At 51.3% G+C, this 25,379-nt stretch carries 22 protein-coding genes; 13 read left to right on the forward strand and 9 right to left on the reverse strand.

All coding sequences use genetic code 11. The features are described from left to right. The 4 genes from M2298_RS00655 to M2298_RS00670 all read left to right on the forward strand — a co-directional run bounded on the left by M2298_RS00655 (position 1) and on the right by M2298_RS00670 (position 4,511). On the forward strand, positions 1–537 hold the full coding sequence (locus tag M2298_RS00655) for an HXXEE domain-containing protein (protein ID WP_173598450.1): 537 nt from the start codon (positions 1–3) through the stop codon (positions 535–537). 72 nt (positions 538–609) lie between these two features. Further along, complete coding sequence (locus tag M2298_RS00660; protein WP_173598449.1) at positions 610–1,908, forward strand: helix-turn-helix domain-containing protein; 1,299 nt, start codon at positions 610–612, stop codon at positions 1,906–1,908. A gap of 130 nt (positions 1,909–2,038) precedes the next feature. Then, positions 2,039–3,268, forward strand: a complete 1,230-nt coding sequence (locus tag M2298_RS00665; protein WP_173598448.1) for a Zn-dependent hydrolase — start codon at positions 2,039–2,041, stop codon at positions 3,266–3,268. 58 nt (positions 3,269–3,326) lie between these two features. Further along, a complete protein-coding gene (locus M2298_RS00670) occupies positions 3,327–4,511 on the forward strand; it encodes a M20 family metallopeptidase (RefSeq protein WP_122962850.1) in 1,185 nt (394 codons plus the stop codon). Positions 4,512–4,590: 79 nt separating this feature from the next. On the opposite strand, the gene M2298_RS00675 is transcribed toward M2298_RS00670, so the two are convergent. The 5 genes from M2298_RS00675 to M2298_RS00695 are packed head-to-tail and all read right to left on the reverse strand — an operon-like array spanning position 4,591 to position 8,425. Continuing rightward, on the reverse strand, positions 4,591–5,061 hold the full coding sequence (locus M2298_RS00675) for a DinB family protein (RefSeq protein WP_122962851.1): 471 nt from the start codon (positions 5,059–5,061) through the stop codon (positions 4,591–4,593). Positions 5,062–5,089: 28 nt separating this feature from the next. Continuing rightward, on the reverse strand, positions 5,090–5,596 hold the full coding sequence (locus M2298_RS00680; RefSeq protein WP_122962852.1) for a HugZ family pyridoxamine 5'-phosphate oxidase: 507 nt from the start codon (positions 5,594–5,596) through the stop codon (positions 5,090–5,092). A gap of 25 nt (positions 5,597–5,621) precedes the next feature. Beyond that, on the reverse strand, positions 5,622–6,401 hold the full coding sequence (locus M2298_RS00685) for an ABC transporter ATP-binding protein (protein ID WP_122962853.1): 780 nt from the start codon (positions 6,399–6,401) through the stop codon (positions 5,622–5,624). Between the two features lies 1 nt (position 6,402). After that, positions 6,403–7,398 carry a FecCD family ABC transporter permease gene (locus M2298_RS00690; protein WP_122962854.1) on the reverse strand — a complete coding sequence of 332 codons (996 nt, stop codon included), beginning with the start codon at positions 7,396–7,398 and terminating at the stop codon, positions 6,403–6,405. A 19-nt stretch (positions 7,399–7,417) separates the two neighbouring features. After that, positions 7,418–8,425 (reverse strand): helical backbone metal receptor, encoded by a 1,008-nt coding sequence (locus M2298_RS00695; protein WP_173596069.1) that lies wholly within the window; start codon positions 8,423–8,425, stop codon positions 7,418–7,420. A gap of 246 nt (positions 8,426–8,671) precedes the next feature. Between M2298_RS00695 and M2298_RS00700 the strand changes: the two genes are divergently transcribed. The 6 genes from M2298_RS00700 (at position 8,672) to M2298_RS00725 (ending at position 19,602) form a co-directional block, all read left to right on the forward strand. Then, the gene (locus M2298_RS00700; RefSeq protein WP_280648102.1) at positions 8,672–9,361 is read left to right on the forward strand and encodes an ABC transporter ATP-binding protein; all 690 of its coding nucleotides are present in this window, start codon (positions 8,672–8,674) and stop codon (positions 9,359–9,361) included. A 4-nt stretch (positions 9,362–9,365) separates the two neighbouring features. After that, the gene (locus M2298_RS00705) at positions 9,366–10,502 is read left to right on the forward strand and encodes an efflux RND transporter periplasmic adaptor subunit (RefSeq protein ID WP_229049842.1); all 1,137 of its coding nucleotides are present in this window, start codon (positions 9,366–9,368) and stop codon (positions 10,500–10,502) included. An 18-nt stretch (positions 10,503–10,520) separates the two neighbouring features. Continuing rightward, positions 10,521–13,397: an ABC transporter permease gene (locus M2298_RS00710; protein WP_280648232.1), complete on the forward strand. Its 2,877-nt coding sequence runs from the start codon at positions 10,521–10,523 to the stop codon at positions 13,395–13,397. Between the two features lie 4 nt (positions 13,398–13,401). Continuing rightward, entirely contained in the window at positions 13,402–14,265 is an 864-nt protein-coding gene (locus M2298_RS00715; RefSeq protein ID WP_122962859.1) for an ABC transporter ATP-binding protein, read from the forward strand. A gap of 160 nt (positions 14,266–14,425) precedes the next feature. Beyond that, entirely contained in the window at positions 14,426–19,219 is a 4,794-nt protein-coding gene (locus M2298_RS00720) for a polymorphic toxin-type HINT domain-containing protein (RefSeq protein WP_280648103.1), read from the forward strand. An 11-nt stretch (positions 19,220–19,230) separates the two neighbouring features. Beyond that, complete coding sequence (locus M2298_RS00725) at positions 19,231–19,602, forward strand: hypothetical protein (RefSeq protein ID WP_122962861.1); 372 nt, start codon at positions 19,231–19,233, stop codon at positions 19,600–19,602. A gap of 319 nt (positions 19,603–19,921) precedes the next feature. On the opposite strand, the gene M2298_RS00730 is transcribed toward M2298_RS00725, so the two are convergent. Beyond that, positions 19,922–20,497, reverse strand: a complete 576-nt coding sequence (locus tag M2298_RS00730; protein WP_122962862.1) for a hypothetical protein — start codon at positions 20,495–20,497, stop codon at positions 19,922–19,924. A gap of 599 nt (positions 20,498–21,096) precedes the next feature. Next, entirely contained in the window at positions 21,097–21,702 is a 606-nt protein-coding gene (locus M2298_RS00735) for a MerR family transcriptional regulator (protein ID WP_274874991.1), read from the reverse strand. Positions 21,703–21,992: 290 nt separating this feature from the next. On the opposite strand from M2298_RS00735, the gene M2298_RS00740 reads away from it, so the two are divergent. Continuing rightward, entirely contained in the window at positions 21,993–22,187 is a 195-nt protein-coding gene (locus M2298_RS00740) for a hypothetical protein (RefSeq protein ID WP_122962864.1), read from the forward strand. A gap of 167 nt (positions 22,188–22,354) precedes the next feature. Further along, the gene (locus M2298_RS00745) at positions 22,355–23,050 is read left to right on the forward strand and encodes a metal-dependent hydrolase (protein ID WP_122962865.1); all 696 of its coding nucleotides are present in this window, start codon (positions 22,355–22,357) and stop codon (positions 23,048–23,050) included. An 82-nt stretch (positions 23,051–23,132) separates the two neighbouring features. On the opposite strand, the gene M2298_RS00750 is transcribed toward M2298_RS00745, so the two are convergent. Continuing rightward, positions 23,133–23,357: a hypothetical protein gene (locus tag M2298_RS00750; protein WP_122962866.1), complete on the reverse strand. Its 225-nt coding sequence runs from the start codon at positions 23,355–23,357 to the stop codon at positions 23,133–23,135. A 158-nt stretch (positions 23,358–23,515) separates the two neighbouring features. Between M2298_RS00750 and M2298_RS00755 the strand changes: the two genes are divergently transcribed. Further along, a complete protein-coding gene (locus tag M2298_RS00755) occupies positions 23,516–23,974 on the forward strand; it encodes a TspO/MBR family protein (RefSeq protein ID WP_242772370.1) in 459 nt (152 codons plus the stop codon). Between the two features lie 19 nt (positions 23,975–23,993). Here the strand turns inward: M2298_RS00755 and M2298_RS00760 are convergent, their stop codons facing one another. Continuing rightward, positions 23,994–25,292, reverse strand: coding sequence for an amidohydrolase (locus tag M2298_RS00760; protein WP_242772368.1), 1,299 nt, complete (start codon positions 25,290–25,292; stop codon positions 23,994–23,996). Positions 25,293–25,379: the final 87 nt, after the last annotated feature.

Raw genomic sequence — 25,379 nt, forward strand, 5'->3', positions numbered from 1 at the left:
ATGGGTGAGTTGACGCATCTCATTTGGCTGTTGCTGGTTGTGTTTGTCTTTCACGATCTGGAGGAAATCATCATGGTCGAAAGCTGGCTCCGGGTGAAGCGGGAGCAGATCATGCAAAAGGTTCCCCGCGGCCTGCAAAAATGGCTGGAGCCGTCTCTGTCCATGAGTACCGCACAGTTTGCCGTGGCAGTCGCGTGCATTTTCGCTGTCCTCTCTGCTGCGGTCGTGCTTGCGGCTGCCACACTGCCACAGGGAACTTATTTGCCGTTGTTCCTGGTCTGCCTGCACGTCATGTTTCTGCATGTCTTCACCCATCTCGGGCATACGATTGCGCTGCGCACGTACACACCTGGCGTGGCAACTGCCGTGATTTTGGTTCTGCCCTACAGCGTGTACACGTATGTCCGCTTGTTCGAAGCGGGTCTGGTCACATGGTCGCTCGTCTGGAGCACGCTGCCTTACTGTTTGCTGGTCGTGCCCATTTTGTACGCGGCGCACCGGATCGGGCAGGCAGCAGGCAGTCTGGTCGCCCGTTAACGGAAGGCGGTGGCTGTTTGCCGGCGCAAATTTTTGCTATTCTAGGAAAAAAGCGTGAAAGAGGGACGAGTATTGAGGCTGCGACTAGGCGTGATCGGCGCGGATGATTCGCTTGCGATCATCGAATCGGCTGTGCAGGAGTTTCCCGAGATTGAATGCTTGCCGATTGTGTATTGGAGAGAAGAAGACATTCCGGATTTGCTGCTGCCGCACCTGGACGAGGTGGACATGTGGCTTTTTTCCGGCCAGGTTCCGCATGCGATGGCGAGCCAGACGGGAAAAATCCAGGTGCCGACAGCCTATGTGCCGCACATTGGCGCGAGCTTGTACCGAACGTTGCTGCATTTGTCCCACCAGCTCGGGATTCGCGTAGACGAGGTGAGCTTCGACACGTTCACCGCGGAAGAGCTGGGACACTTTTTGCAGGAAGCGGGCATAGCAGAAGGCTTTCGCTGGCTCAAACATTACGAGGGCGCGATTTTGGCCAGCGAGCTGGCGGATTTTCACGAAAAGCTATGGCAGGAAGGCAAGACGAAGGCAGCGGTCACTTGCCTGCGAACGGCTGAGCTGGAGCTTTTGCGCCGCGGTGTCCCGGTACATCGCGTCGTGCCGACAAAAGCGGGCGTGCTGTCTGTCATCCACATGCTTTTGCGCACGCACGAGATGCTCCACTTCAAGGATACGCAGATCGCGGTGCAGATGATGGAAATCGATCCGTTCCGCGAGCTTGCGGGCGGCAATTTTTCCACGGATGAATGGCAAAATGCCGAGATCAAGACGATGGAAAAGCTCTTGCGCTACGCCAAGTATTTGCAAGGCTCGCTGAAGACGGCCGGGCCGGGGCGCTACGTGATTTTTACCACGCGCGGAAAAGTGCAGGAGGTCACGTCTGACTACGCCACGATTCCCGATCTGGAGGAGCTGTTCGGGATTCGCCCCGATCTGGTCACGTGCGGCATCGGCATCGGCAAGACAGCTTACGAAGCGGAAATTCACGGCGGCACGGCACTGCTTCACGCCAAGGAGCGGGGAGCTGGCAACTGGATGGTGTTTTTGGACGACAAAAGCGTCCTTGGGCCATTGGGACGGGAGGAGCAGATCGCCTATCGCTACGACTCGGAAAAGTTGCAGGAACTGAGCCAGTTGACGTCGTTAAGCGTCATGACTTTGTCCAAGCTGGAGTCGATTTTGAAAAAGCGGGGCAAGCAAGAGATCAACGCGCATGAGTTGGCTTCGCATATGCAAATTTTGCCGCGCAGTGCTCGCCGGATATTGATCGAGCTGGAGTCGAAAGGCATCGCGCAAGTCGTCGGCGAGGAGAGTCCGAATCCGCGAGGCCGTCCGCGCAAAGTGTACCGGATTTCCTTGTGAAAAGTGCGTTATTTGGGAGGCGTGGCGACACGCTTTTTTCTTTTCAAAATAGACAGACTATTATACAATTAGGGACATAGCCGTAAATCAACCGTTAATAAGCGGTTGGATAAGGGAGGAGTCACTCGTCATGATCAATGCGGATCGGTTGTGGGATCGGCTGGGGCAGTTGGGCAAGATTGGCGCCCAGGAAGCTGGAGGGATAACGCGGCTGTCGTTTACCCCCGAGGAGCGTGCGGCAAAAGATCTCGTAGCTTCCTTCATGAAGGAAGCAGGGCTTGACGTTCGCGAGGATGAAGTAGGCAATCTGATTGGACGCAAAGAAGGGAAAAATCCTTCGGCACCTGTTGTTTTGGTTGGCTCGCATATCGACTCCGTGCCGAATGGCGGAGATTTTGACGGGCCTCTTGGCGTTTTGGCAGGCGTGGAAATTTTGCAGACGATGAATGAGCAGGGAATTGAGACGGAGCACCCGATTGAGGTGCTTGCTTTGACGGACGAGGAAGGAACGCGGTTTGGCTACGGGATGATCGGAAGCCGGGCGATTGCCGGACTGATCAAAAGAAGCGAGCTGGAGCAGGCAGACAAGGACGGAATCACCATAGCCGAGGCGATGCGCCAGGTCGGGCTTGATCCTGACCAGACGGGCCTTGCCGCACGCGCGCCTGGCAGCGTCAAGGCGTATGTGGAGCTGCATATCGAACAGGGCAAAGTGCTGGAAAGCCGCGGTTTGTCCGTCGGAATCGTCACAGGTGTAGCGGGGCCGCTCTGGATGAAATTCATTTTGGAAGGCGAGGCAGGGCATGCCGGAGCTACCCCGATGAATTTGCGCCGTGATCCGCTGGCTGCGGCCGCACGCGTGATGCTCGCCATCGAAGACGAAGCTGCCCGGACGAGAACCAGCGTCGGGACAGTCGGACAAATCCAGGCGTTTCCTGGCGGGGTCAACGTGATTCCGGGCCGGGTAGAGTTCTCGCTCGACTTGCGCGATGTGGACGAGTTGATTCGCGATGACGTGGAACGGCGCATTTGCGATCGGGCCAAGGCGATTTGCGCAGAGCGCAACGTGACGCTGAAAGTGGAGTTGTTGCAGCGGATCGCGCCAGCGGTATGCTCGGACAGCATTCAGGAGGCTGCGGCGGACGGCTGTGCAGCGGAAGGCTTGGAAGTGTTCCGACTCCCTAGCGGAGCGGGGCACGACTGCATGCAGCTGGTCGATTTGTGTCCGGTCGGGATGATTTTCATCCGCTCCAAAGACGGCATCAGCCACAATCCGGCGGAATACTCGACTATGGAGGATTGCGCGGACGGAGCGAAGGTGTTGTACCGAACCGTTTTGACTTTGGCAAAGCAAATATAGAGAGCAGGCAGGCGGACAGGCGCTCCAAAGCCGTTCGCCGGGCGAGGAGGAGACAACGATGACAGCGACAGTGACAGATTTGAACCAGGCGGCCGGAGCGGTCAAAGAGCAAGTCATAGCGTGGAGACGCTACTTGCACGAGCATCCCGAGCTGTCCTTCCACGAAGAGAAGACAGCGCAATTCGTCTATGAGACGCTTTTGTCTTTTGGCAACCTGGAAGTGAGCAGACCGACGAAAAACAGTGTGATGGCGCGGCTTATCGGCTCCGAGCCGGGAAAAGTGCTGGCGATGCGCGCGGACATGGACGCGCTCCCGATCACGGAAGAAAACAGCTTTGAATTTGTCTCGAAAAATCCGGGCGTGATGCACGCTTGCGGGCACGACGGACATACCTCGATGCTGCTTGGTACTGCGAAAATTTTGTCCGGCATGAAAGAGCAGATCAAGGGCGAAGTGCGCTTTTTGTTCCAGCACGCCGAAGAAGTGTTTCCAGGCGGTGCGGAGGAGATGGTGCAGGCAGGTGTAATGGATGGCGTGGATATCGTCATCGGGACGCACCTGTGGGCGACGATGGAGTTCGGGACAGTCGGCATTTGCCCGGGACCAATGATGGCAGCGCCTGACACGTTCTGGATCACTGTAGTGGGAAAAGGCGGCCATGCCGCGCTTCCGCATGAAACAATCGACAGCATCGCCGTTGCGGCACAAGTCGTAACCAATTTGCAGCATATCGTCTCGCGCAATGCCGATCCGCTCGACAACCTGGTGCTGTCCGTCACGCAGTTTGTCGGCGGGACTACTCACAACGTCATTCCTGGCTCGGTAGAAATTTGCGGGACGGTGCGCAGCTTTGACCAAACGTTGCGGGAGTCCATTCCCGGCCTGATGGAGCGCGTGATCAAAGGGATTACCGAAGCACACGGCGCGAGCTATCAGTTCAAATACGAGTTCGGCTACCGTCCGGTAATCAACGATGCGGAAGTGACGCGTCTGATGGAAGAGGTCGTCGTGGAAGCGCTGGGCGAAGAGTGGGTCGAGCATATGCGTCCGACGATGGGCGGCGAAGACTTTTCCGCCTTCCAGCAAAAAGCTCCGGGCTGCTTCTTCTATGTCGCGGCCGGAAACAAGGAAAAGGGGATCACTTACCCGCACCATCATCCGCGCTTTACCATCGACGAGGATGCGCTGGAAATCGGCGTGAAAATGTTTTTGAACGCAGCCAGAAAAATCGTCATGTCCTGACGCAATTGCCAATGAAAAAATCGCCCTTTCGTCCGCTGGATCGTGACGAGGGGCGATCTTGTTTGTGTAGAGCGGCGCTTTAATGCGTGCGCTCTTTTTCTTTTGCATGGAACGCTCGTTGAATTTGCGAGATTTGTCCGGCGTGGATGCCTGTGTGGTACATGAGGCGTCCCAATGCTTCGAGCGGGGTCGACGTACCGAGCGGCGTCGTCACAGGCGTCGTCCACGCTTCTTCCGACATGTTCTGCATTCCGGCAAGCAGATGGTCGTTGGAGGCTGTCATGAAATCGGCAAGCTCGCGCATGTTGGTAAATTCTTTTCCCTCGACAGGCCCGTTTTTCGTCAAAAGCTGAACGTCTGCCGGGATGCTTTGCCCGAAATACCAGTCGGCAAACATGTATTCCACCTCGGCGTTATGTCTGAGCATATAGCCGATGGATGCCGCGCCCATGCGGAGCTTCAAATCTTCTTCCGGCATGCTTTTGGCTGTTTTGTGGAATCTCTCCTGGATGGTGAGCCACAGTGTCAATGCAGTTGAATATGTAGTCATGAAATTGCCCTCCTGTTGGCGTGAATGTCTATTTGGCTGATTGGGAATGGCCGTCCCGGTTGACGTGCACGAATTTGTCCGCGGCCAGGTCGATGTCGTAGGCCTGACCAAATCCGGCAACGTAGCGTCCTTCCGATGGCTCAAGCTCGAACAGGGAGAAGTCGAGGCCGCGCAGCATATCCATCATGCTTTTGCCGAAGCGCTGTTCGAACTGGGCGAATATCTCATCATGTCCGGTGTTGCCGATGTTGCGGGCTGTGCAGACGAAGCGGGCGCGCTGGCGGGCAAACAGATTCGCCGTCTTGGATTCGTCTTCAATCAGCATCGCATCGACTCCCGGCTGTTCTTCCAGGTAACGGTAGTGATTGGCGATTTTGCTGATGTAAATATAAAAATTTCCGTTGTGCTTGACGAACGGGGCATAGGAGATAAACGGCGTTCCATGCTCGTCGATTGTGCTGAGCATGAGTGTTTTCATACCGGCAGCAAACGTCTGGTACTGAACCTTCATCGCTTCTTTGTCCATTGCTTTCATACGAGCATCCCTCGCTTTTCGTAAATTATTGTGCTTTTTTCAGGACGTGGATACGCGGGCTTTTGCTGTCTGGCGTATATTGAATTTCCGTGTCGACGCCGTAGACGCTGCGAATCAGCTCCATCGTAAAGACATCCTGGGGCTTGCCGAATACGCGAATGTCCCCGTCCTTGATGACGCAAATCTTGTCGCTGTAAGTGCTGGCGTGGTTCAGATCGTGCAGCACCATCACAACCGTGAGCTGTAATTCCTTATTCAGCTTTGCTACCAGCTCGAGTACGTCCAGTTGGTGGGCGATGTCCAAATACGTTGTCGGTTCATCGAGCAAGAGAAGCTTCGGTTTCTGGGCCAAGGCCATGGCAATCCAGGCTCGTTGGGCTTCCCCGCCGGACAGGGAAGCCAGATAGCGCTTCCGGTAGCTGTCCATGCCTGTTTGTTGCAAGGCCCAGTCGACGATTTCAAAATCGTTTGCATCGAGTCGTTCATACCACTTTTTGTGCGGAACACGACCATATCCGACGAGTTCCTCGACGGTGACATCCGAGGGACAGGAGTTGGATTGGCACAGCATGCACATGACGCGGGACAGCTGCTTCATGCTCATGCTGTCCGCCAGTTGGCCCGCGATGCGCACACAGCCGCTCTCGCAAGGAATCAGGCGCGAGATCGCTTTGAGCACGGTCGATTTGCCTGAGCCGTTTGGTCCGATGATCGAAACGATTTCCCCTTCCTCGATCGTCAGGGAAAAATCGTTGACGATTCGTTTGCTCCCGTAATTTATATTCAACGACTGTACATGTAGCACTTCACTGTCCTCCTTTTCGCATCAGGTAAAGGAAGTAGGGGCCGCCGACAATCGCCATGACGATCCCTGCCGGAATTTCGAGCGGTGCAAAAAGCGTCCGTCCCAGCGTATCCGCTACGAGCAGGACGAGAGAGCCGAGGACAAGTCCGAAAGGCAGGTTCATCCGGTAATCGGAGCCCATCAGCATGCGCGCCATGTGCGGGACGATCAGCCCGACAAAACCGACCAGTCCCACGGTCGATACGGAGATGGCAGCGAGGTAGACGGCGATCAGGGACAAGGTGAAGCGGAGCCGATTCAAGTTTTGCCCGAGATTGTGCGCGACCTGCTCGCCCAGGCGCAAGATGTTGGCGGAGCGAATGCATAACAGAGCGGCGATCCACCCGGCGACCGAGTAGGGGAGGATCGTCAGCACATCGCTCATGCTTTTCCCGGACAGGCTCCCGTTCATCCATTGCAGAGCCGCTGGCAGCTTGTCGCTGTACAAAATGGACAACAGGCCGATGACGCCGCCAAATACGGCATTGACGGCGACACCAGACAGGATGATGCGCACAGGAGTGAAGCCCCCCTGCTTTTTCCAGGCCCATATGTAAACCATCAAGGCAGCGACCCCGCCTCCGAGGATGGCAAAAAGCGGGATGAGAGCGGAATAGCCGGGCACCACCAGCATAATGAACAAAACCGTGACGGCTGCACCGCTGGATACTCCGGTCAGCCCGGGATCGGCCAGCGGGTTTTGCATGACAGCCTGCAACAGCGCTCCGGATGCGGCGAGATTGGCGCCAATCAAGAGCGCAAGGAAAACGCGGGGAATCCGAATGTCCCACAGGATGGTATGGTTGGCCTCAGTCCCTTGCCCCAGTACCGTTGTCATTGTTTCCCACAGCGATAGCTGCACACTCCCGAGCCCGACAGAGAGCAGCGTAGCCAGCAGAAGCAGCAGGCAGGCGATTCCCAACACGACTGTTTTTTTGTTTGAGTGGTTCTGGCTCACGGCAAAAGCTCCTTATTGCTTACTTGTACAGGATGTCCGCAAGCTGCTGATAGGCCGCAGGGGCGTTGACGAGAGAAGCCGTGCCGAACGTACTGAAATCAAGCGACTGCATTTTGCCATTTTTGAAGGCGTTCATTTTTTCCCAGGCGCCGTTCTTTTTCACGTCTTCTTCGAATTTTTTCGCTACAGCATTCGGATCGCCGTGCGCTACAAGCAAGATGGCATCCGGATTGGCCGCGATGATGCTCTCCATGTTCAAAGGAGCGTAGGTTTGCGTTTGTTTGAGTGTATCGGCAGCTACGTTGACAGCCCCCAGGTTGCGGGCGATGCTTCCGGCGAACGTGTTTTCATTCATGACCATGAGCGCTTCAGCCGAGCCGAACAAAAACAGCACTTTGGGAGCCGGCTTGCCCTTCGTCGCCTCGATGGCGGTTTTTTCCTGTTCCGCGATTTTGCCGAGCAGTTGTTCTGCTTTCGCTTCCTGTTTGAAAAGGCGTCCGAGCACGACTGTGGACAGCTTCAGCTCATCGAGGGAATCGACGGGCAAATAAGCGGTTGGCGTGCCCGCAGGCTTCAATTTTTTGTCGACACTGTCTTTGATGGAGCTGGGGCCGAGGACGATTTCCGGCTGGAGCTTGGCGATTTGCTCCAGGTCAGGCTGGTGCGACGTCCCGATCCGGGGCACGCTGTCCAGAGCAGCAGGCAGCTTGCTGCTGGTCGTAGGCACTCCGATCGGGGCAATGCCTAGCTCGTTCATGATTTCGGTAATCGCGACGGAGATCGTTACGACTTTGGCAGGAGAGTGACCCTGGAATTGCGCCAGCAGCTCTGCTGCCTGTTTCTCGTCCACGCTAATTGCGGCAGCCGCTTTCTCTGTTGAGGACGAGGTTGTCTGTTGTTCTGTAGCTGGTTGTTGTGCGGTTGCGCTTGAATCCTTCGCCGGTTCGGCAGGTTGCGTGTTGCTGCACCCGACTGCACTTGTCAACAGCAACGCCATCATGCCCATTTTCCATCCTGCTTGCTTCACGATGTATAGCCTCCCGTTACTTGATAATGAGAATCAATATCTTTGTCTTTTGGGATGATTATATTAGAGAATGATTACTATTATCAATAAGAATTTTGAATAGGAATAGAACTGGAAACAAAAAGAAATAAAGTAACGGTTTATTTTATTTTATATTACTTTATTGCATTTTCATGGAAAAGAAGTCATTATTTTCGTTACTATAATATTCTATCTATTTAAAAATTTATTTTCGGGGGTGTCATCGTGACTTTGATTGCAGAGACAAAAAGCGTAGAGCGCATATTTAGCCGAGGGGCCGCTGCCGTTCGAGCGCTGCAAGGTGTAGAAATGCACGTGGAAAAAGGAAGATTGCTAGTTTTAAAAGGAAGATCAGGGTCAGGCAAGACGACTCTTTTAAATCTGCTGGGCGGCCTTGATCGCCCGACGTCAGGCAGCGTTTATTTCGAGGGCCGTGAAATCGGCAAGCTTCCTGATCATGCGCGCACCAAAATCAGGCAAAAGCACATGGGCTTTATTTTTCAATCGTTTGGCTTGCTTCCACTCATGTCAGCGGCGGAAAACGTCGAGTTTGGGCTGCGCCTGTCCGGAGCGTCTGCTGCGACATGGAAGGAGCGTGTCGGTGAATCTCTTGACTTCGTGGGATTGTCCAAACGGGCACAGCATCGGCCGTTCGAGATGTCCGGGGGAGAACAGCAGCGATGTGCGATTGCCAGAGCGATTGCGAGCAGGCCGACACTGCTTTTGGCAGATGAGCCGACAGCCGAGCTAGACAGCAAAACAGGGTTGCAGATCAGCCGTTTGTTTCGCCGCTTGGTGGATGAAGGCGAAATGAGCATCGTCATGACCACACACGATCCTGGGGTAATGGAGGTGGCGGATGATGTCTATGAATTGGAGGACGGTCGCATCAAGACGGTACGCGGTTCGAGGTAAGCAGATGAAGTGGCTGTATGTATCGTTGGCCGTGATGTTGACAGGCTGTTCCCTGTTGCCAAAGGAAGAGGAAGCTTTGGCGCCGCCGCTGGTAGAGCCATCTCCGATTACGTACGAGGTTGCCGAAGTGACGCAAGGATCAATCGTGAAAAGCGTCAAAGGCAACAGTACGTTTACGACCGCGAATACGGTGGAGCTATCTTTTCCCGAGACAAAAGGACTGCGCCTGAAGTCGTTTGCTGCCCAAAGCGGGGAGCGGGTGAAAAAAGGGCAAGTGCTGGCTGAGCTGGATGCCGCCGATCTGGAGCGGGAGATCGAATCCGCCCGCTACGAGGTGGAAAAAGCCAAGCTGGAGCTGCTGGATGCCCAGCGCGACAATCATTACGAAGTGGAATCGGCCAAGCTGGATGCTCTGAAGGCGGAGATGAACGCCAAGGCGAGTGAGACGAAGCTGGCCAAGATCGAATGGGACAAGGCTCTTTTGGAGCTGGCAAAATTGCAGGACCCGCAAGAACGCAAGTACGCCGTGGAGCGGGCGAAGCTGAATGTGAAGCAAAAGCAAATGGAGCTGGACAATCTGCAAAAACGCTGGACGCAGACCAAGCTGGTGGCGCCTTTTGACGGAATCGTCATCTTCGTCAGCAACGAGCAAGTAGGCGATGAGGTGGACGCGCACCAAACGCTCGTCACTGTAGGCGATCCGAGCAAGCTGTACGTCATTTACACCGCTCCGGAGCGAGAGGCTCTGAAAGATGTCAAGGAAGGCATGAACGTCATTATCTCTGTTAACGGCGGAGATAAAATAGAGGGAACAGTCGTACAGACACCGCTTCACGTCCCGGAAAATTTGCCGGAAGATTTGAGCAATTTGTATCAGCGAAGCTTGCTCATCTCCCCGAAAACGTTTGCGCAGGGACTGGAAATCGGAACGGGAGTCAGCATTGAGGTCATCGTGGACAAAGCGGAGCAGACACTGATTATCCCGCGAAAAGCGCTGCATGAAATAGCGGGCAGAAATTACGTGCGCGTCTTGGACGGCAAGAGCAAGAAGGAAGTGGACGTGGAGATCGGGATCATGAACCAGACGGAGGTCGAAATTCGCAAGGGTCTTGTGGCAGGCCAACTGATTATTTTGGAATAGGGGGACAATGTCGTGGCGATGGTGCAGATGATCCTGCGAAAAATGATAAATAACCGCTGGCTTGTCGGCAGTTTGCTGATCGGGCTGATCGTCGCTGTAGGATTGGTTTCCAGCATTCCTGCCTTCACGTCAGGGGTTCTCCAGCGTTTGCTCACAAAGGAGCTGGAGGAATACCAAAACAAGGTGAAGCACTTCCCTGGCGGCCTGCTCGTCTCCGTCAATTTGAACAAACCAGTGGAGAATAGCGCAGCCCTTTTCGACAATATGGCCGTCCATTTGCAAAACGAGGTGATTGCTCCGCTGGGTGTGCCTGTACTCGAACATGTCACCGTTTTGCGGACAGTCCCTTTTGACGCTGCGCCATCCCGGCTGCAAGGAACAAAGGCTGCCAGCCCCGATAGTACGCCGCTCTATTCCTTGAGTGAGCTGGAAAAGCATATGACTCTGGTCGATGGGCGAATGCCGGCTGCAACGCAAGTAGATGGCGTGCTGGAAGCGCTTGTGACGGAAAAAGCTTTGCGGGATAGAAAAATGGTCCTGGGAAGTTTGTATGAGCTGACGACAGATAAGGCAAAAGGACTCGCGGTACGAGTCAAGCCAGTTGGCGTATTCAAGGAAAAAGAGGGAAACGATCCGTATTGGTTTGTCACCGCGTCCGAATACGAAAAAGGCTTTATTTTGGACGAGCAACTATTGCGCAGCGTTTTTTTGCAGGAAAAGAATCTCGTTATATTTGCCCAGATGTACGTGGCCATGCAGTATCAGTCGTTTCGCATTCCCGATACGGAACAGTTGCTTTCTGTCGTAGCGGGGATGGAAGCGTATTTGAAGCAGCAAGGTTTGAAGGGGGCGGAGTACGGCATTCAGTTTCCAGCAGGCAGTATCGCGAAAAAATACGAGGAGCAGGCGAAGCAGTTCAAGCTGATTCTTTGGTCGCTCTACATCCCGATTTTTCTGATGCTCGGTCTGTATTTGGTCATGGTTTCCGGCTTGATTGTGGAGAGGCAGCGCACAGAGATTGCAGTGCTCGGGAGCCGTGGAGCGAGTCGGCTGCAAATCTTTTTTATCTATTTAATGGAGATAGGCATTCTCGGATTGTGCGCTTTTCTGCTCGGGCCTTTTGTCGGGGTTCAGCTCAGCAAAATATTGGGCATTTCCAACGGGTTTCTCGAATTTGTCGATCGCAAAGGACTGGAGATCGCCGTAAACAGCGAGGTTTTTGCTTACGCGGCGTGGACGGTGCTTGCATGTATCGGGCTTTTGCTGTTGTCGGTGTTTTTCGCTACGAGACAAAATATAGTGACGCATAAGCAAAGTCTCGCGCGAATGAGTGGCTCGGCGGTCTGGCATCGGCTTTTCCTCGATGTACTGCTGCTTGCGATATCGTGGTATGGCTGGTATTCGCACCGACTCGCCGTGGAAAACGCCGCCAAAGTGACGGAAGGGGCTTCGGACATCTCCGTAGACTTCCTGCTCTTTTTTGTGCCTGTTCTGTTTTCGCTAGGCTTTGGCTTGCTCTGCCTCCGGCTGTACCCGTGGTTGCTGCGGTTGCTGTCGTGGGCGGGGCGCTCGGTCTTTCCGCTCTCGCTGCATACTACGCTGGTCCAGGTAGGCAGGTCGCCGCGCCAGTATCATTTTCTCATGCTCTTTGTGACGATTACCGTTGCAGTCGGGATGTACAGCGCAAGCACGGCGCGGACCATTAATCAAAATGCGGAAGAGCGAATCCGCTACGGAACAGGTGCCGACATCCGGCTGAAAACCGAGTGGGAGAGCGACAAGCCACCTGTCATGGTCTTTAGGCGGGGCAACAACGCAGAGGAAGGCGAGAGCGCGGAAAAAGAGCCTGTAGCGCCTCCTGTTCAGTATATCGAGCCGGATTTTCAAGTGTTCACCAGCTTGCCGGAAGTGGAGCATGCCGCGAAGGTATACGTAAATGGACTGGCCGAGGCCGCTTTTCAGGGAGATCCGGTGTCAGATATTACCTTGATGGGGATCGATCCAAAAGAGTTCGGGCAGACGGCCTGGATCAAGCCTGGTTTGCTGCCGCATCATTTTCATGAATATTTGAACTTGCTGGCAAAAGAACCGCAGGCGCTTTTGTTGTCCCGTTCGCTCGCCGACAAGCTGCACGTTGTGGAGGGGCAAACGATCCTGATGGGATGGGGCAATTCGCGCCGGGTTGAGATGGTTGTATATGCGATCGTCGACTACTGGCCGGGATGGAGTCCGGCGCCAGTCAAAAGCACGTATACAAGCAAAATGCAGGAACAGTACCTGGCTGTGGCCAACTTGCCTTTTGTCCAGGACAAGATTCGGCTGGAGCCTTATGAGGTCTGGATCAAAATGAAGGCTGGGGCATCCTCCGAGTCGCTCTACAAAAGTTTGGCCCAAGGCGGGGTCAAGCTCGCCATGCTGGACAATGCCAGGCAGCAGCTGATCACGGTGAAAAACAACGCCTTTTACCTCGGACTGAACGGCTCGCTGACGCTCGGATTTTTGCTGTCGATGCTCGTTACTTTTATCGGGTACGTGATGTATTGGGTACTGACACTGGGAGCAAGGAAATTGCAATACGGCGTGTTCCGCGCGATGGGCATGCCGTTCAGGCAGCTTTTGTCCATCCTGGCCTGGGAGCAGCTGTTGACGTTCGGCTTTGCTTTTGCGATCGGAATGGCGGCAGGCAAGCTGTCCAACATCCTGTTTTTGCCGGCACTGCGTCTCTACTTGCATGCGGACAAGCAAGTGCCGCCCTTTACCGTCGTCTCGATGCCGCAAGATGAGCAAGTGATCTATACGTTTATTGCGGTGACGCTTGCGATCGGAATCGGCATTGTAGGGTTTTTGCTGTCGCGCATGCAGATTCACCAGGCCGTCAAGCTGGGGGAGGACTAAGCAGATGATTGTGTGCGAAAACTTGGTTAAAATCTACAAGGCTAACGATCTGGAAGTAGTGGCGCTGCAAGGATTGGATCTGCGTGTGGAGAACGGGGAATTGATGGGAATTATCGGAAATAGCGGGAGCGGAAAGTCAACGCTTCTGAACATGCTGGGGGGACTGGATCGTCCCTCGGCCGGAAAGCTGTCGGTCGCGGGAGCGGATTTGTTTCGGTTGACGCCGAGGGAATTGGTGCAATATCGTTTGCAGACGGTCGGCTTTGTCTGGCAAAACAACGCGCGCAACCTGATCCCGTATCTCTCGGCTTTGCAAAATGTAGAGATGCCGATGCTGCTTCGCGGCATGCGAAAACGCGAGCGGGCGCACGAACTGCTGGAACTGGTCGGGCTGGGCCATCGCAAAAAGAACAAGCTGAGCGAGCTGTCCGGTGGCGAGCAGCAGCGAGTGGCGATCGCCATTGCTTTGGCAAACAACCCAAAGCTGCTGTTGGCTGACGAGCCGACGGGAAGCGTAGACACCCGCACAGCGGCGATCATTCTCGACTTGTTTCAGGAGCTGAACCGTTCGTTCGGTCTTACCGTCGTGATCGTGACGCACGATCTGGAGCTTGCGCGCAAGGTGGATCGCGTCGTAGCGATCCGGGACGGAAAGACGTCCAGCGAGCTGTTGCGACGAAAAGGAACAGAAGAGGACAGCGGCGATTCAGCAGGAGAAGAGGCGGATTCCCATGAAGAATGGGCAGTGCTTGACCAGGCTGGACGGCTGCAAATCCCGATGGAGTACCTCCAGGCGATCCAGGCAGACGGCAAGCTGCGGATCGAGTTGCAGGATGATCGAATCGTTCTCTTCCCGCCGCGGCGGTAAATTATGGTTTGGGGGCAGGGATTTGTTAGAAAACAGACACGTACATGTGACGTGTCTGTTTTTGATGTGAAAAGCTAATCATCTTGCACTCAGATTCATTAAGCGTATAATCAAGTTTGCATATCAATTAATTGGAAAAAGAGGAAGGGATGTGTAAGGTTTGGTTCACTTAAAGCGACTTTTATGCTGCTTTGTTATGTTTTGCCTATTGCTAGAACCAATCGGTATTTTTAGCCAGCCACTCATTTTTAACAATACGGCCTTGGCTCAGGAAGTTGTTTCATCCGTCGATGAAAGCAAGACGAATCCGGGCACTGCCCCTCCGGAAGAACCTGTCCAGACTGATACAGAAGAAGAGATTGCTGATGGCACGTCATCAGAAAAAACACCCGAAGCAGAGCCTGCTAATCTTGAAGAAGAAGCCTCGGTAAAAGGGGAGTTTGCACTAGCAGCAGCTTACGATGGATCCATCACCTTATCAAAGGGTGAGTCTTATAAATTCACGAACATCCATACGAATGCCACGTACATAAAATCTAACGCAACGAGTACAAATACGTACGATTACGCCATCTACCTGCCAGACGGATCCGGTTACGATTATGATACGGATTCAAAGTCTACTTCCAGGTCCGTTCGTGCCGGTGGGCACATGGTTGTTACAGTTACCTCGTCAAACCCCGTTACTTTCACTTTTACTACCAGTCAAGTCATCTCTGAAGCGAGCACTACTCCGGCATTAGTAAAAAAAGAAGTGTCGTCAGGAGAGAGTTTCTCGTTTGTAAATACCGGGGAGGTTAACAATTCCATCAAGGTGGAAGGTGTAACAAAAGAGTTTAGTTATCAAACGTATAAAGAAGATGGTACTTTATCAACCGAAGCCTATGATTATGCTTCCAGTACCGTAACGATACCCGCAGGTGGGAAAATCATCGCTACAGTGACAGCCGACGATCCCGTTACGTTTGCTGGATATTATGACTTTAACGACGAAGAACCTGTAAGCGATGCATTACTTTTCGTAACTTTGGAAGCAGGGGAATCCTATCTTTTTGAAAATCTTGATGATACGGCTACCCACGTCATTAAAACAAACGCTTCAAACTCGTCCAGTGCCAAGAAGACATACGATTCAGCCATATATAAAGCAGATGGTAGCGCTCATGCCCAGGATGCCGATGCAACGGTTACTTCCAAAACGATCCCTGCTGGCGGGAAAATGGTCGTTACTGCCACGTCAGCTATTCCCGTTACCTTTAAGGCTTTCACAAGCTACTTTAGTGGGAAAAGAAACGATCATCCGGCATTAATCAAAAAAACACTCAAAAAAGAGGAAACCATTCAACTATTCAATACGGCAACGGAAAGCACGACCGTTTTGGTAAACGGCTCCAGCAGCAGACGCTACAGTTACCAGTTGTTAAAAAGTGATGGATCTACTTATCAACAGTCCTATGACTCTGGAAATACCTCTCTCTCCATCCCTGCTGGTGGCAAGCTGATCGCAACTACAATCAGTGATACGCCTGTTACCTTTACCGGCTATTATGATATTTTGCAAGACCTTACTTCGGCGGATTCGATCATTACGAAAACGTTGGACAATGGTCAATCTTATATTTTCGTAAATACGTCAGGTTCTAACCAAAGCATAGATACAGATGGCACCTTAAATTCGTCCGGTAAAAGAACTTTTAACTATGCCATCTATAGCGGCAGCGGGGACCCGTTATATCAGGATATTGATTCAGGCGTATCTTCCAAAGTTGTCCCTGCAGGTGGAACGATTGTCGTTACCGCAACATCAGAGTTGCCTGTAACCTTCCGGGCATTCAAATCTTATTTTATCGGGCAAGATACATCGAGACCTGCTCTATTTACACAGAAGCTCAGCAAAGGAAGCAGTATCTCGGTAACGAACATCGGCAAGGCGAATGCAGACTTGCTCACCATTAGCAGTGGAGGCAAGTTTAGTTACCAGTTGATGGAAAACGGAACGGTTACATCTGCTCATCATAATGCCACTGTTTCCTATCGAAACATCCCTGCGAATGCAACTATCCTTGCTACAGTCACATCAGAGGAGCCCGTTACGTTTAGCGGATACGAACAAATATTTCGGCCGGAATTGCAGAGTGCCTCCTCTATCATTCAAAAGACTTTGGAGAACACTCAATCGTATGAGTTTGTGAATCAAACCGATCAGCAACAAAGTGTAGATATCCGTACCAATGGAGCAAAGTCGTTTGATTTTGTGACCTTGAATCAGGATGGGTCTATCCGTTCACAAGATATGGATGCAACCATTTCTACCATGCAAGTTCCGCCGCGTGGCAAATTGATCATTACGAATCATTCCAATGATCCGCTCATGCTAGAAGCCTTCACCTCGGATTTTGTTGGCTTGGAAAGAACACAGCCTGCAATTATTAGAGAAACCGTTGTTCAAGGTCAGAACCTTACATTTAAAAACAAATCTTTGCTGGAGAGCCAACTGCTGAGATACGATGCGATCAATGTGGTGGAGAGATACGACTACGAAATCTACGATAGCGCGGGTTCCCTGGTTTCCAGCGAGTTAAACTCAGCGCTTACTTCGCTTCAAGTTCCAGCAGGTGGAGCGATTAAAGTAACCGTAACATCAGCAGCTCCGATCACTTTTTTTGGTTCCTACGATCATATTCAAATCGCAAATGACAGCGGCAATGAACCGCAGTTTGAGAACTTGAGTGTCGATGCATTTACGGATGTAAATAAAAATAATCGCACAGCGGCTTTCTTTAAAGTAACGCCGGACCATTCTGGTAAGCACCGGATCTTTTCGTCTCCGTATTTAAATAATGGACTTGAACAAGATACAAGACTGTATATTTATTCGGATGTAAATTTGCAGAATGAAGTGACAAGCAACGACGATCACGATGGTCCTTTTGGCACCAAATTTTCAAAAGTCGAATGGGACGCAACAGCGAATACAACATACTACGTTAAACTTGAAACAACAGCATCTGCCTTGCAGTCTCGACTTACATTTGAAGAAGACTTGGACAGCACGAGAGAAACAGCCATTCCGGCTGAATGGGATGAAATTTATACGGACAAATTGTCTTCTCCCTATGACGTTGACTACTTTGTGCTCACGGCTGAAGAAATGGCTTACATGAACCTTTATGTGACAAATAACATGCTCATCTTGGAGGACTCACAAGGAACAGAGCTTAAAACCTTCCACGCGAATGAGGAAGACACGTTGTTTGTTACGGAAGTGGCTGGGACCTATTATGCAAAAGTAGTTTGGAATAAAAGCCATATGCAAGCCCAATTAAAGTCTGGCATTTCGCTATTGTCCACCGAAATCGGTGGAAACTATCAGGCAGGCTTTCATGGCCCAAAACGAATTTCCAGTAATTTCGCAGTGGATACAACACCAGGTTTTGAAAAATCAGTAACTGTACAATGGAGATTTTCAAATCCGCATCCAAGCGTAACGATTCAGGTAATCAAGCAGGGAAGACCTGTCTATGAAGAGACGAGAACAAACCAACCAGCAGGATACCATACGTTTAGTTGGAATGGCATCTACACAAAAGGGAATCCCGGACAACGGGCTGAAAGTGGCGTCTACTTTGTTAAAGTCGTAGCTTCCGATGCACAACAATATCAAATTCTTGTGCCAATAAGCGTTGTGAATACGAACCCGAATGAAGAGCTTGATATCCAATATTTAATCTCTCGCTACAATAGCACCATTCCAAGCGCAACGATCCGTCAAGCACAAGAGAACCTACAGGCGATGCTGTTCTACGATGGCCCGATCACGGGTGCGTACAATGAAGACTTCTTGATGTCTGTCATTGCTTTTGAAGTGATTCTGAACAGAAGCGTGCATGTTTCTCTCAACGTAAACGTTGGCGGTGGAGAAGTGCTAGAAGAGAAAGGGGAGTTAACGAATCAGTTAGGTTATTACATCCATTCAGGAAGAGCGACTGGGCGGGATAAATATGGAAAGTTTGCTCAGTTTCTCTTTAATGGAGATATTGTTATATATGAGACTGGTGCAGCCGCGGTTCCTGTGCTTCGCTTGACCAAGAGTGGTGGAAAGCTAGTCAAGAAAGCGGGTAAGACCATTGATGATCTATTTGAATGCAACTGCTTTACAGCAGGCACAAAGATTTTAACAGACGCAGGGGAGAAAAATATCGAAGACATTGAAGTCGGAGATAAGGTTCTTTCCAAGAATGAAGAAACTGGTGAGCAGGCTTACAAGGTAGTTACGCATCTGTATCGAAATGATAAGGAGATCATCTATGAACTCACTGTAGGCGACCAAGTCATTGAGACAACCGATAACCATCCGTTTTGGGCAATAGGCAAAGGCTGGGTACTGGCGGCAGACTTGAAGGTGGGGGATAAGTTACAGCAGAGTAACGGGAATACCTTGACGATTGACAACATCAAGATTGTTAAGCATGATGAGCCAGTTGAGGTATATAATTTTACTGTTGCTGACTTCCATACCTACTTTGTAAGTGACTTGGGCATTTGGGTTCATAATATTGGATGGTGTGATATAGCTAAAAGTGTTTACAACATTATGACTACCTATGTAACAAAAATTAAAAAGCTATATCCCGATGCAAAAGTTGGTTATCGAGGGTCTCTTGCAACTGGCACCAAATATTCCACTGGGGGCCCTTTTGACCCGAATGATTTTGACGTAGATGCTTTCATCGTAAGTGATAAATTGGCTTCTCAGTTTGGCCCTAACGTTGTTTTCAGGGATGCGAGAAGGTTTAAGGAATTAGGTGCTATATGTGATGACTTGGAGAAGGTATTTAAAAAATCCTTTGATGGATATCGCACGGAACCTGGAAAACCATTTACATTTAGGGTTTGGACAGAGGCAGAGTTCGAACAAAAGGTTAAACCGTATGGATACAATTTATTTAAATAGGGAGGACATGAATGGATAAATTACCTTATCTCGTGGGCGATGTTACAATAAAATCGAACTTGGAAATAGAGGAAGTAGGAAACGTTATTTCTAAGGAAATATTAGGGGGATTAAAATTTGGAGGGAAGGAGAAGAGAATTTATGATGAGGTACCAGCATTATTCATCTCATCTCCATTATTAGGTCTGAGCGTGGTATTACAAGGGTATAAAGGATTTGGTGAAACAGAAGGTTATGTATTATCAATTTTGCCAAATGACAATATATGTGATGTTGAACGAGAGGAGTTTAAACTTGATTATTATTTAACCATGCTGCTTAAAAGTGTACTTAAAAATCATGACGAAATTGAAGTGTTGGATGTAGACATAAATAGATGTTAAAGAATAAGCAATGAACAAATAATTACAAGAGGGTGGTAGCTGAATAGTTGCCACCTTCTCTATCTCTCCTTCACACCCAGTGCCAAATGAATCGGGCGGCACACTCCGAAAGAACTTAACCCTCATCACCTCCGCATGATATTCCTCTAATATGCTTGTACGTACTTAAACGCTTGAATTTTTATGCTTTTGGGAAGATGATGGAAGGAAGTACAGATCCAAGTTACTATAAGCGTGCAAGTTCCGGTTCGGGTGCGGGGAGTTGTTGCAAGAAAAACAGACACGTGCATGTGACGTGTCTGTTTTTGCTGTGGCAAAACTATTCAATGGAAAGCTCTCTTGCTTCTATTACCGGAACAAGGGAAGAGCCGATGTTTTCGTATTTTTCGCCGTTCTTTTTGTATATATGGTTGGGAGTTGTCAGCTGATAAATTTCTTTTCCGTATAAATCTGAGTGGGTGCTTTTAAGAAAGAGTAAATATTCCCCTGCCTCCAATTTTATTTTTTCTTCTTCGACAAGAGGAAGAAATTTACCGCTTTTCTTTTGTTTCAATCCAACTGGAACGTAAAGCTCAATCATTTCGTCTTTTTTGAGAGCGTGACTGCTGTTGTTTTTGGCGGACTCTGCCACTTTGACTTCGTACACGCGTGAAATTTCATAAAGCCCTTTTTCGTCAGGCAGCTCTACTTCTACTTCCGTATATTGTTCGGGAACAAAGCCTGTCACAATCAGATCCGATTTCTTCATAAGCTTGTCTTTTTCTTTGTAGGCTGGGCTTAAAGCAGTGGTTTCCTGACGATCGCTTTTTTTGTATTCGTTCAGAGCGACAACAGAACCCACTCCCAGTAATACAGCTAACATACTTGAAAGTACCGTTATGGAAAGCTTTTTCATTTCTTTTCTCCACCTGTCTTTTGGTATCTGAATAGGTCGAGTTGTGGTCAAGCCCTGTTTAGTGGACATTGAAAAAAGTCCTGGGCAGCAAGCTGATGTCGGTACTCAACTGGCGTCAGCTTCTGAGTCCCTCCTGAGTGGTGCCAAACTGGCTTTAGAACATTATCAAATGTCTGCACAAGAGTGCCAAATAAATGACAAGGGATCGTCAGGTTTGACTCTTCGCAGGAGACAGATAAACAGTGGTTCATTGAAATCGTAAACGACTCGCATCAAGAAATTTCACCGGAGAGACAGCGAGGGCAAAGGGAAGGCTACCTGAATGGACGATGGAGCGGCAAGCTGTCTGCCAGAATCGAACTGGCGGAAGAGATGAAAAATACACCCAATGATCAGCAACGCGCCTGAAGAGCATGCGCAATCGCCTATCATGACCAGCCCCACAACGTAACAGTTAACGACCAAAACAAAAAACACTCTACCGCCCTCCCGCACCGAGGCGAGTCAGAGTGTTTTTGCATTTGCCTCACGAACAAATGAACGAAACCGCAGAACCGTCCCCCGCCAGCTTGCCAAGCAGCAGCTATCTACCATTACATTTAGTTCAGCCGAAACAGCTTATGCCAAATAGAAGTTTTCCGCTCGGCGTCCTGCATTTTTGCCAACTGCACCTTGGCGTCCATGATGTCGCTCATTGCTTTGGTCAGGCGGCGGTCGCGCTCCTTCAGGCTGGTGCGAATGTACGCTTCCTGCTTTTCCAGACGGGCGAGCAATGCCTGCTGGTTCTCGTCCTGTTGCTTCACGTGGAGCGCCAGTGCGTGCAGCTTTTCATCGATGGCTTCCAGTGCTTCCAGTGCTTCTAGGGCGTCTTCATTTGCGGCAGGGTGAGTGACAGGGGCGAGGGCAACCGCGACAGCCGTTTCGTTTCGGGTCGTTTCCACCTGGGTTTGGCTGACGATCATTTGCGCCGCTTCTTCCTGGGGGATGAGCTGATCTTTGGTCAGCCGATAAAAGCGTTTCATGCAGGATACATCCAGCTGGCGATACTCGCGGCGGTTTTGGCTGTCTCGCAGGAACCAGTAGCCGTGCTGTTCTAAGAGCATGCTCCATTTGCGCAAGGTGCTCGCGCCAATTCCCAGCATCTCGGCGACTTCCCTGCCGCTGTAAGTCCGTTCTCTGGCAACAAGCTCAATGACGTCTCCCATGTTTACCCCTCCTGACGCAGAGTGCGTTCGTACGTTTTCTACCCCTTTTCTGTGCGCCAAAAGGGAAATCCTTTTGGAATCGTGCGACAAATTCCAGCAGCGTTCGAAACCCGTGCACGACTGTTTGTCCGGCTCTGCCAACTGGCGGAAAAACTTGTCTATTTGACGGGAAAAGCGGCAATCGGGACAAATGACGGACGGGTACAAGTACATTTTCTGTTTGTCTGTGCATCTGCTCAGTAGGGCTATGCCAAACGTACATAGGATGCTTACAGAAGGAGGGATTGACCATGGCATTCAGAGACCAGGTGAAACGATTCGAAGGGAAAAATGTAAAGGTTGAGACTGTGAATGGCAACTTTTTCGGCAAGCTGGTTGAAGTGAAATCCAGCACGATCATCCTGCGTGAACACGATAATAATCGCCGCACTATCATCCGTGATTCGAAAATCATTGCCGTTACAGAACACGACCACGATTGCTAAGCTTCCAAGGAAGTCTTGGCAAGAAAAAAGTTGTTCCTCAGGCTGTCGAGCAATCGGCGGCCTCTTCTCTTTTTGGGCAGCAACTGTTCAGGTGGATTTTATTCCCACCCCTGGACGTGGTAACATGATAGAGTACAAAACGATAATGAAAGAGGGCAGGGGATACCATGTTGGAAATCCGGTTTCACGGACACTCTTCCGTGCAGTTGACCAGTGAAGGTCATTCGATCATGATTGACCCGTTTATTTCGGGAAATCCGCTGGCAAAAACAAAGCTTGAAGACATCCACGTCCAGTACATCCTGCTGACGCACGGACATCAGGACCACATTCTCGATGCGGTGGAACTGGCAAAAGCGAACGATGCCACGATCGTTGCGACGCATGAGCTTGCTACATACCTTGGCTGGCAAGGAGTAAAAACGATTTCCATGAATCTGGGCGGATCGGTGACGCTGCCTTTTGGCAAAGTCAAAATGACACAGGCGTTCCACAGCTCGGGCGTGGTGCTCGATGACCAACAGCAAATCGTCTACATGGGCATGCCGGGCGGATTCGTATTCGAGCTGGGCGGCAAAACGATCTATCACGCGGGAGATACAGGCTTGTTCGGGGATATGAAGCTGATCGGCGATTCCCACGACATCGATCTGGCGTTTTTGCCGATCGGAGACGTGTTCACGATGGGGCCGGAGGATGCCGTGAAGGCTGCTGAGTGGATCGAAGCCGACTACGTTGTGCCGATTCACTATGACACCTTCCCGCCGATCAAGCAGGATGGAGACGCCTTTGTTGCGACATTGGCCGAAAAGGATATCAGAGGCAAAGCGCTCAAGCCGGGAGAGATTTTGCGCCTGCCGTAGCTTGAGCACTTGTTTTGCGATTGCAAAAAACCGCTCGTCTCGAAAAAGGGACAAGCGGTTTTTCTTGTTTTGCCAGGAGTTATCAGAAACCCCATTTTTGTAGCCGCATGTAGCCATAGACGCCGATCAGGGCAGCAATAGCCACGATCACTCGAAAAAGTTGTTCCGGGAAGGGCGAGACGCCAAATCTGTCTGCAAGCCCGATTTCACTGGCATCTGCTTGCCACATTACGGCTGTGACGAGCAGCACGACTGCACCAAATATGTAAAAATAGCCGATTAAGGTTACTCCGAGAGGCCTGTTCATTTGCTTGCCTCCTTTTATCAGGCAATACGCATTCTAAACTTGACGCTGAAAAAAAAGCAAGGGACTATCTTTGAAAATACGGCATGAAAATGGTAGCGACTCTCATAGACATAGAAACATAGGAAAGGCAACTTGGCAAAAAGGAGAGGGTTGTCTGAATGAGTACGCTGCATCATGTTTTGCTATTTTTCACTGTCATTGTCCTTTATTCGCTGGCGAGCTTCGCCTTTCCAGTAGGCGGGGCTTGGTATGCTTCATTAGCCAAGCCCGACGGAACGCCACCCGACTATGTGCTGGGAACGGTTTGGTTTCTTTTGCATGCGCTCATCGCCGCTTCTGTCGTTCTTTCGGTTCGGCGCAGACAAATGAACCGGGAGCTGCTTCTATTATATGGAATCAACTGGTTTTTTCATCAGTTGTTTGCGCTTTTGTTCTATGGCTTGCAGCTCCCGTTTCTTGCCGCTGTCGACACGCTCCTGATTTTGTACTCGACATGGGTCCTGATCAGAGCGATCCGTCCTCTGGACAAAATCGCTTCCTCGCTCTTGATTCCGTATTTGCAGTGGAGCGTATTTGCCATCTACTTGGCTGTTTCGTTCTGTGTGCTGAATTTGTGAGCGCTGAGCGCTGCTTGGCTTACAGTCCTTCGACGAGTCGCTTGGCCCGCACAGCGGCTTCCCGCTGGATTTCTTCCCAGGAAATGAGCGTCAGTTCGCGGTTGCGCATCAGTATTTCCCCGTTGACGATGGTCGTATCGACATCTGCTCCGGTAGCGCTGTAAGCGATGAGCGAATGCAAGTCGTGGAGGGGAGAGAGATGCGGCTTGTTCGTATCGATCAGGATGAGATCAGCCCGCTTGCCGACCTCAAGTGTGCCCACTTCGTGATCGATGCGCAGCAGCTTGGCGCTTTCAATCGTCGCCATGCGCAAAACTTGCTCGGCAGGCAGGACAGTCGGATCGCCGTAGTGCAGCTTTTGCATCCAGGATGCCGCCTTGATTTCGGCAAACATGTCGAGCGTTGTGGCGCTTCCCGCTCCGTCCGTACCCATTCCGACGGTGACACCTTGCGAGAGCAGTTCCGTCACAGGCGCGATGCCGCAGCCGAGCTTGAGGTTGCTGACCGGATTGTGCGCGACACCGCCGCGCATGCCGCGAAGCCGTCCAATGTCTTCCGGATCGAGATGGACAGCGTGGGCGAGCAGGACGTGATTGTCGTGGAACACCCCAAGCTCGTGCAAATACTCGGTAGGAGTCTGGTTGTATTTTTCGCGGACTTTGACCACTTCTTCGCGCGTTTCCGCGAGGTGAATATGCAACGGGATTTGCCTGCTTCTGGCCAGGGCGGATACTTCTTGCAGCGGTTGCGGAGGGCACGTGTAAGGTGCGTGCGGCCCGAGCATCGTCGTGATTCGGCCGTCTGCTGCACCCGACCATTTATCAATCAAATCGAGGGCTTCTGTCATGCGGCGGCCGCCGTCATCTTGCAAAAAGACGAGCCCGCGAGTCAGGGAAGCTCTGATTCCGCTGTCCTGCACCGCTTCGGCGACAGCATCCATGTGCACGTACATGTCGGCAAAAGCAGTCGTGCCGGATGCGATCATCTCGGCAATGCCAAGCAACGTTCCCCAGTAGACGTCTTCTCGCGTCATGCGCGCCTCGGCAGGCAGCATTTTTTTGTCCAGCCAATCCATCAGCTTCAGGTCGTCGGAAAAAGCGCGCAACAGCGACATGCTGGCATGGTTGTGCGCGTTGATCAGCCCTGGCATGGCTATCCTATTTTTCGCCTCGATCACGGTGCCGGTGCTTGCACTCGCCTCAATCGCTTCCGCCATCCGGACGATCCGGCCATTCTCGATCAAAATGTCTCCGATCCACGGCTTTTCCTTTTCCACCATCGTCATGATGTGGCAGCCTTTAATCAGCAATGTTTTCATTTCCGCTTCCTCCTTGGTATCTTGTTCGGTTGTTAGCGTAAAGCTTCACGCCACGGCAGAGTCAAGGACGTTTTGCCGTGAAAAAAA

Origin of the sequence: Brevibacillus sp. 1238, assembly GCF_029892995.1 — a bacterium.
GTDB lineage: Bacteria > Bacillota > Bacilli > Brevibacillales > Brevibacillaceae > Brevibacillus > Brevibacillus parabrevis.

Bases quoted from the DNA above. Each gene is read 5' to 3' on its own strand.
- M2298_RS00745 (WP_122962865.1), top strand. From the start codon at position 22,355: ATGTTGGAAATCCGGTTTCACGGACACTCTTCCGTGCAGTTGACCAGT.
- M2298_RS00715 (WP_122962859.1), top strand. From the start codon at position 13,402: ATGATTGTGTGCGAAAACTTGGTTAAAATCTACAAGGCTAACGATCTG.
- M2298_RS00750 (WP_122962866.1), bottom strand. From the start codon at position 23,357: ATGAACAGGCCTCTCGGAGTAACCTTAATCGGCTATTTTTACATATTT.
- M2298_RS00680 (WP_122962852.1), bottom strand. From the start codon at position 5,596: ATGAAAGCAATGGACAAAGAAGCGATGAAGGTTCAGTACCAGACGTTT.
- M2298_RS00735 (WP_274874991.1), bottom strand. From the start codon at position 21,702: ATGGGAGACGTCATTGAGCTTGTTGCCAGAGAACGGACTTACAGCGGC.
- M2298_RS00730 (WP_122962862.1), bottom strand. From the start codon at position 20,497: ATGAAAAAGCTTTCCATAACGGTACTTTCAAGTATGTTAGCTGTATTA.
- M2298_RS00710 (WP_280648232.1), top strand. From the start codon at position 10,521: ATGGTGCAGATGATCCTGCGAAAAATGATAAATAACCGCTGGCTTGTC.
- M2298_RS00655 (WP_173598450.1), top strand. From the start codon at position 1: ATGGGTGAGTTGACGCATCTCATTTGGCTGTTGCTGGTTGTGTTTGTC.
- M2298_RS00755 (WP_242772370.1), top strand. From the start codon at position 23,516: ATGAGTACGCTGCATCATGTTTTGCTATTTTTCACTGTCATTGTCCTT.
- M2298_RS00675 (WP_122962851.1), bottom strand. From the start codon at position 5,061: ATGACTACATATTCAACTGCATTGACACTGTGGCTCACCATCCAGGAG.
- M2298_RS00670 (WP_122962850.1), top strand. From the start codon at position 3,327: ATGACAGCGACAGTGACAGATTTGAACCAGGCGGCCGGAGCGGTCAAA.
- M2298_RS00725 (WP_122962861.1), top strand. From the start codon at position 19,231: ATGGATAAATTACCTTATCTCGTGGGCGATGTTACAATAAAATCGAAC.
- M2298_RS00665 (WP_173598448.1), top strand. From the start codon at position 2,039: ATGATCAATGCGGATCGGTTGTGGGATCGGCTGGGGCAGTTGGGCAAG.
- M2298_RS00740 (WP_122962864.1), top strand. From the start codon at position 21,993: ATGGCATTCAGAGACCAGGTGAAACGATTCGAAGGGAAAAATGTAAAG.
- M2298_RS00760 (WP_242772368.1), bottom strand. From the start codon at position 25,292: ATGAAAACATTGCTGATTAAAGGCTGCCACATCATGACGATGGTGGAA.
- M2298_RS00705 (WP_229049842.1), top strand. From the start codon at position 9,366: ATGAAGTGGCTGTATGTATCGTTGGCCGTGATGTTGACAGGCTGTTCC.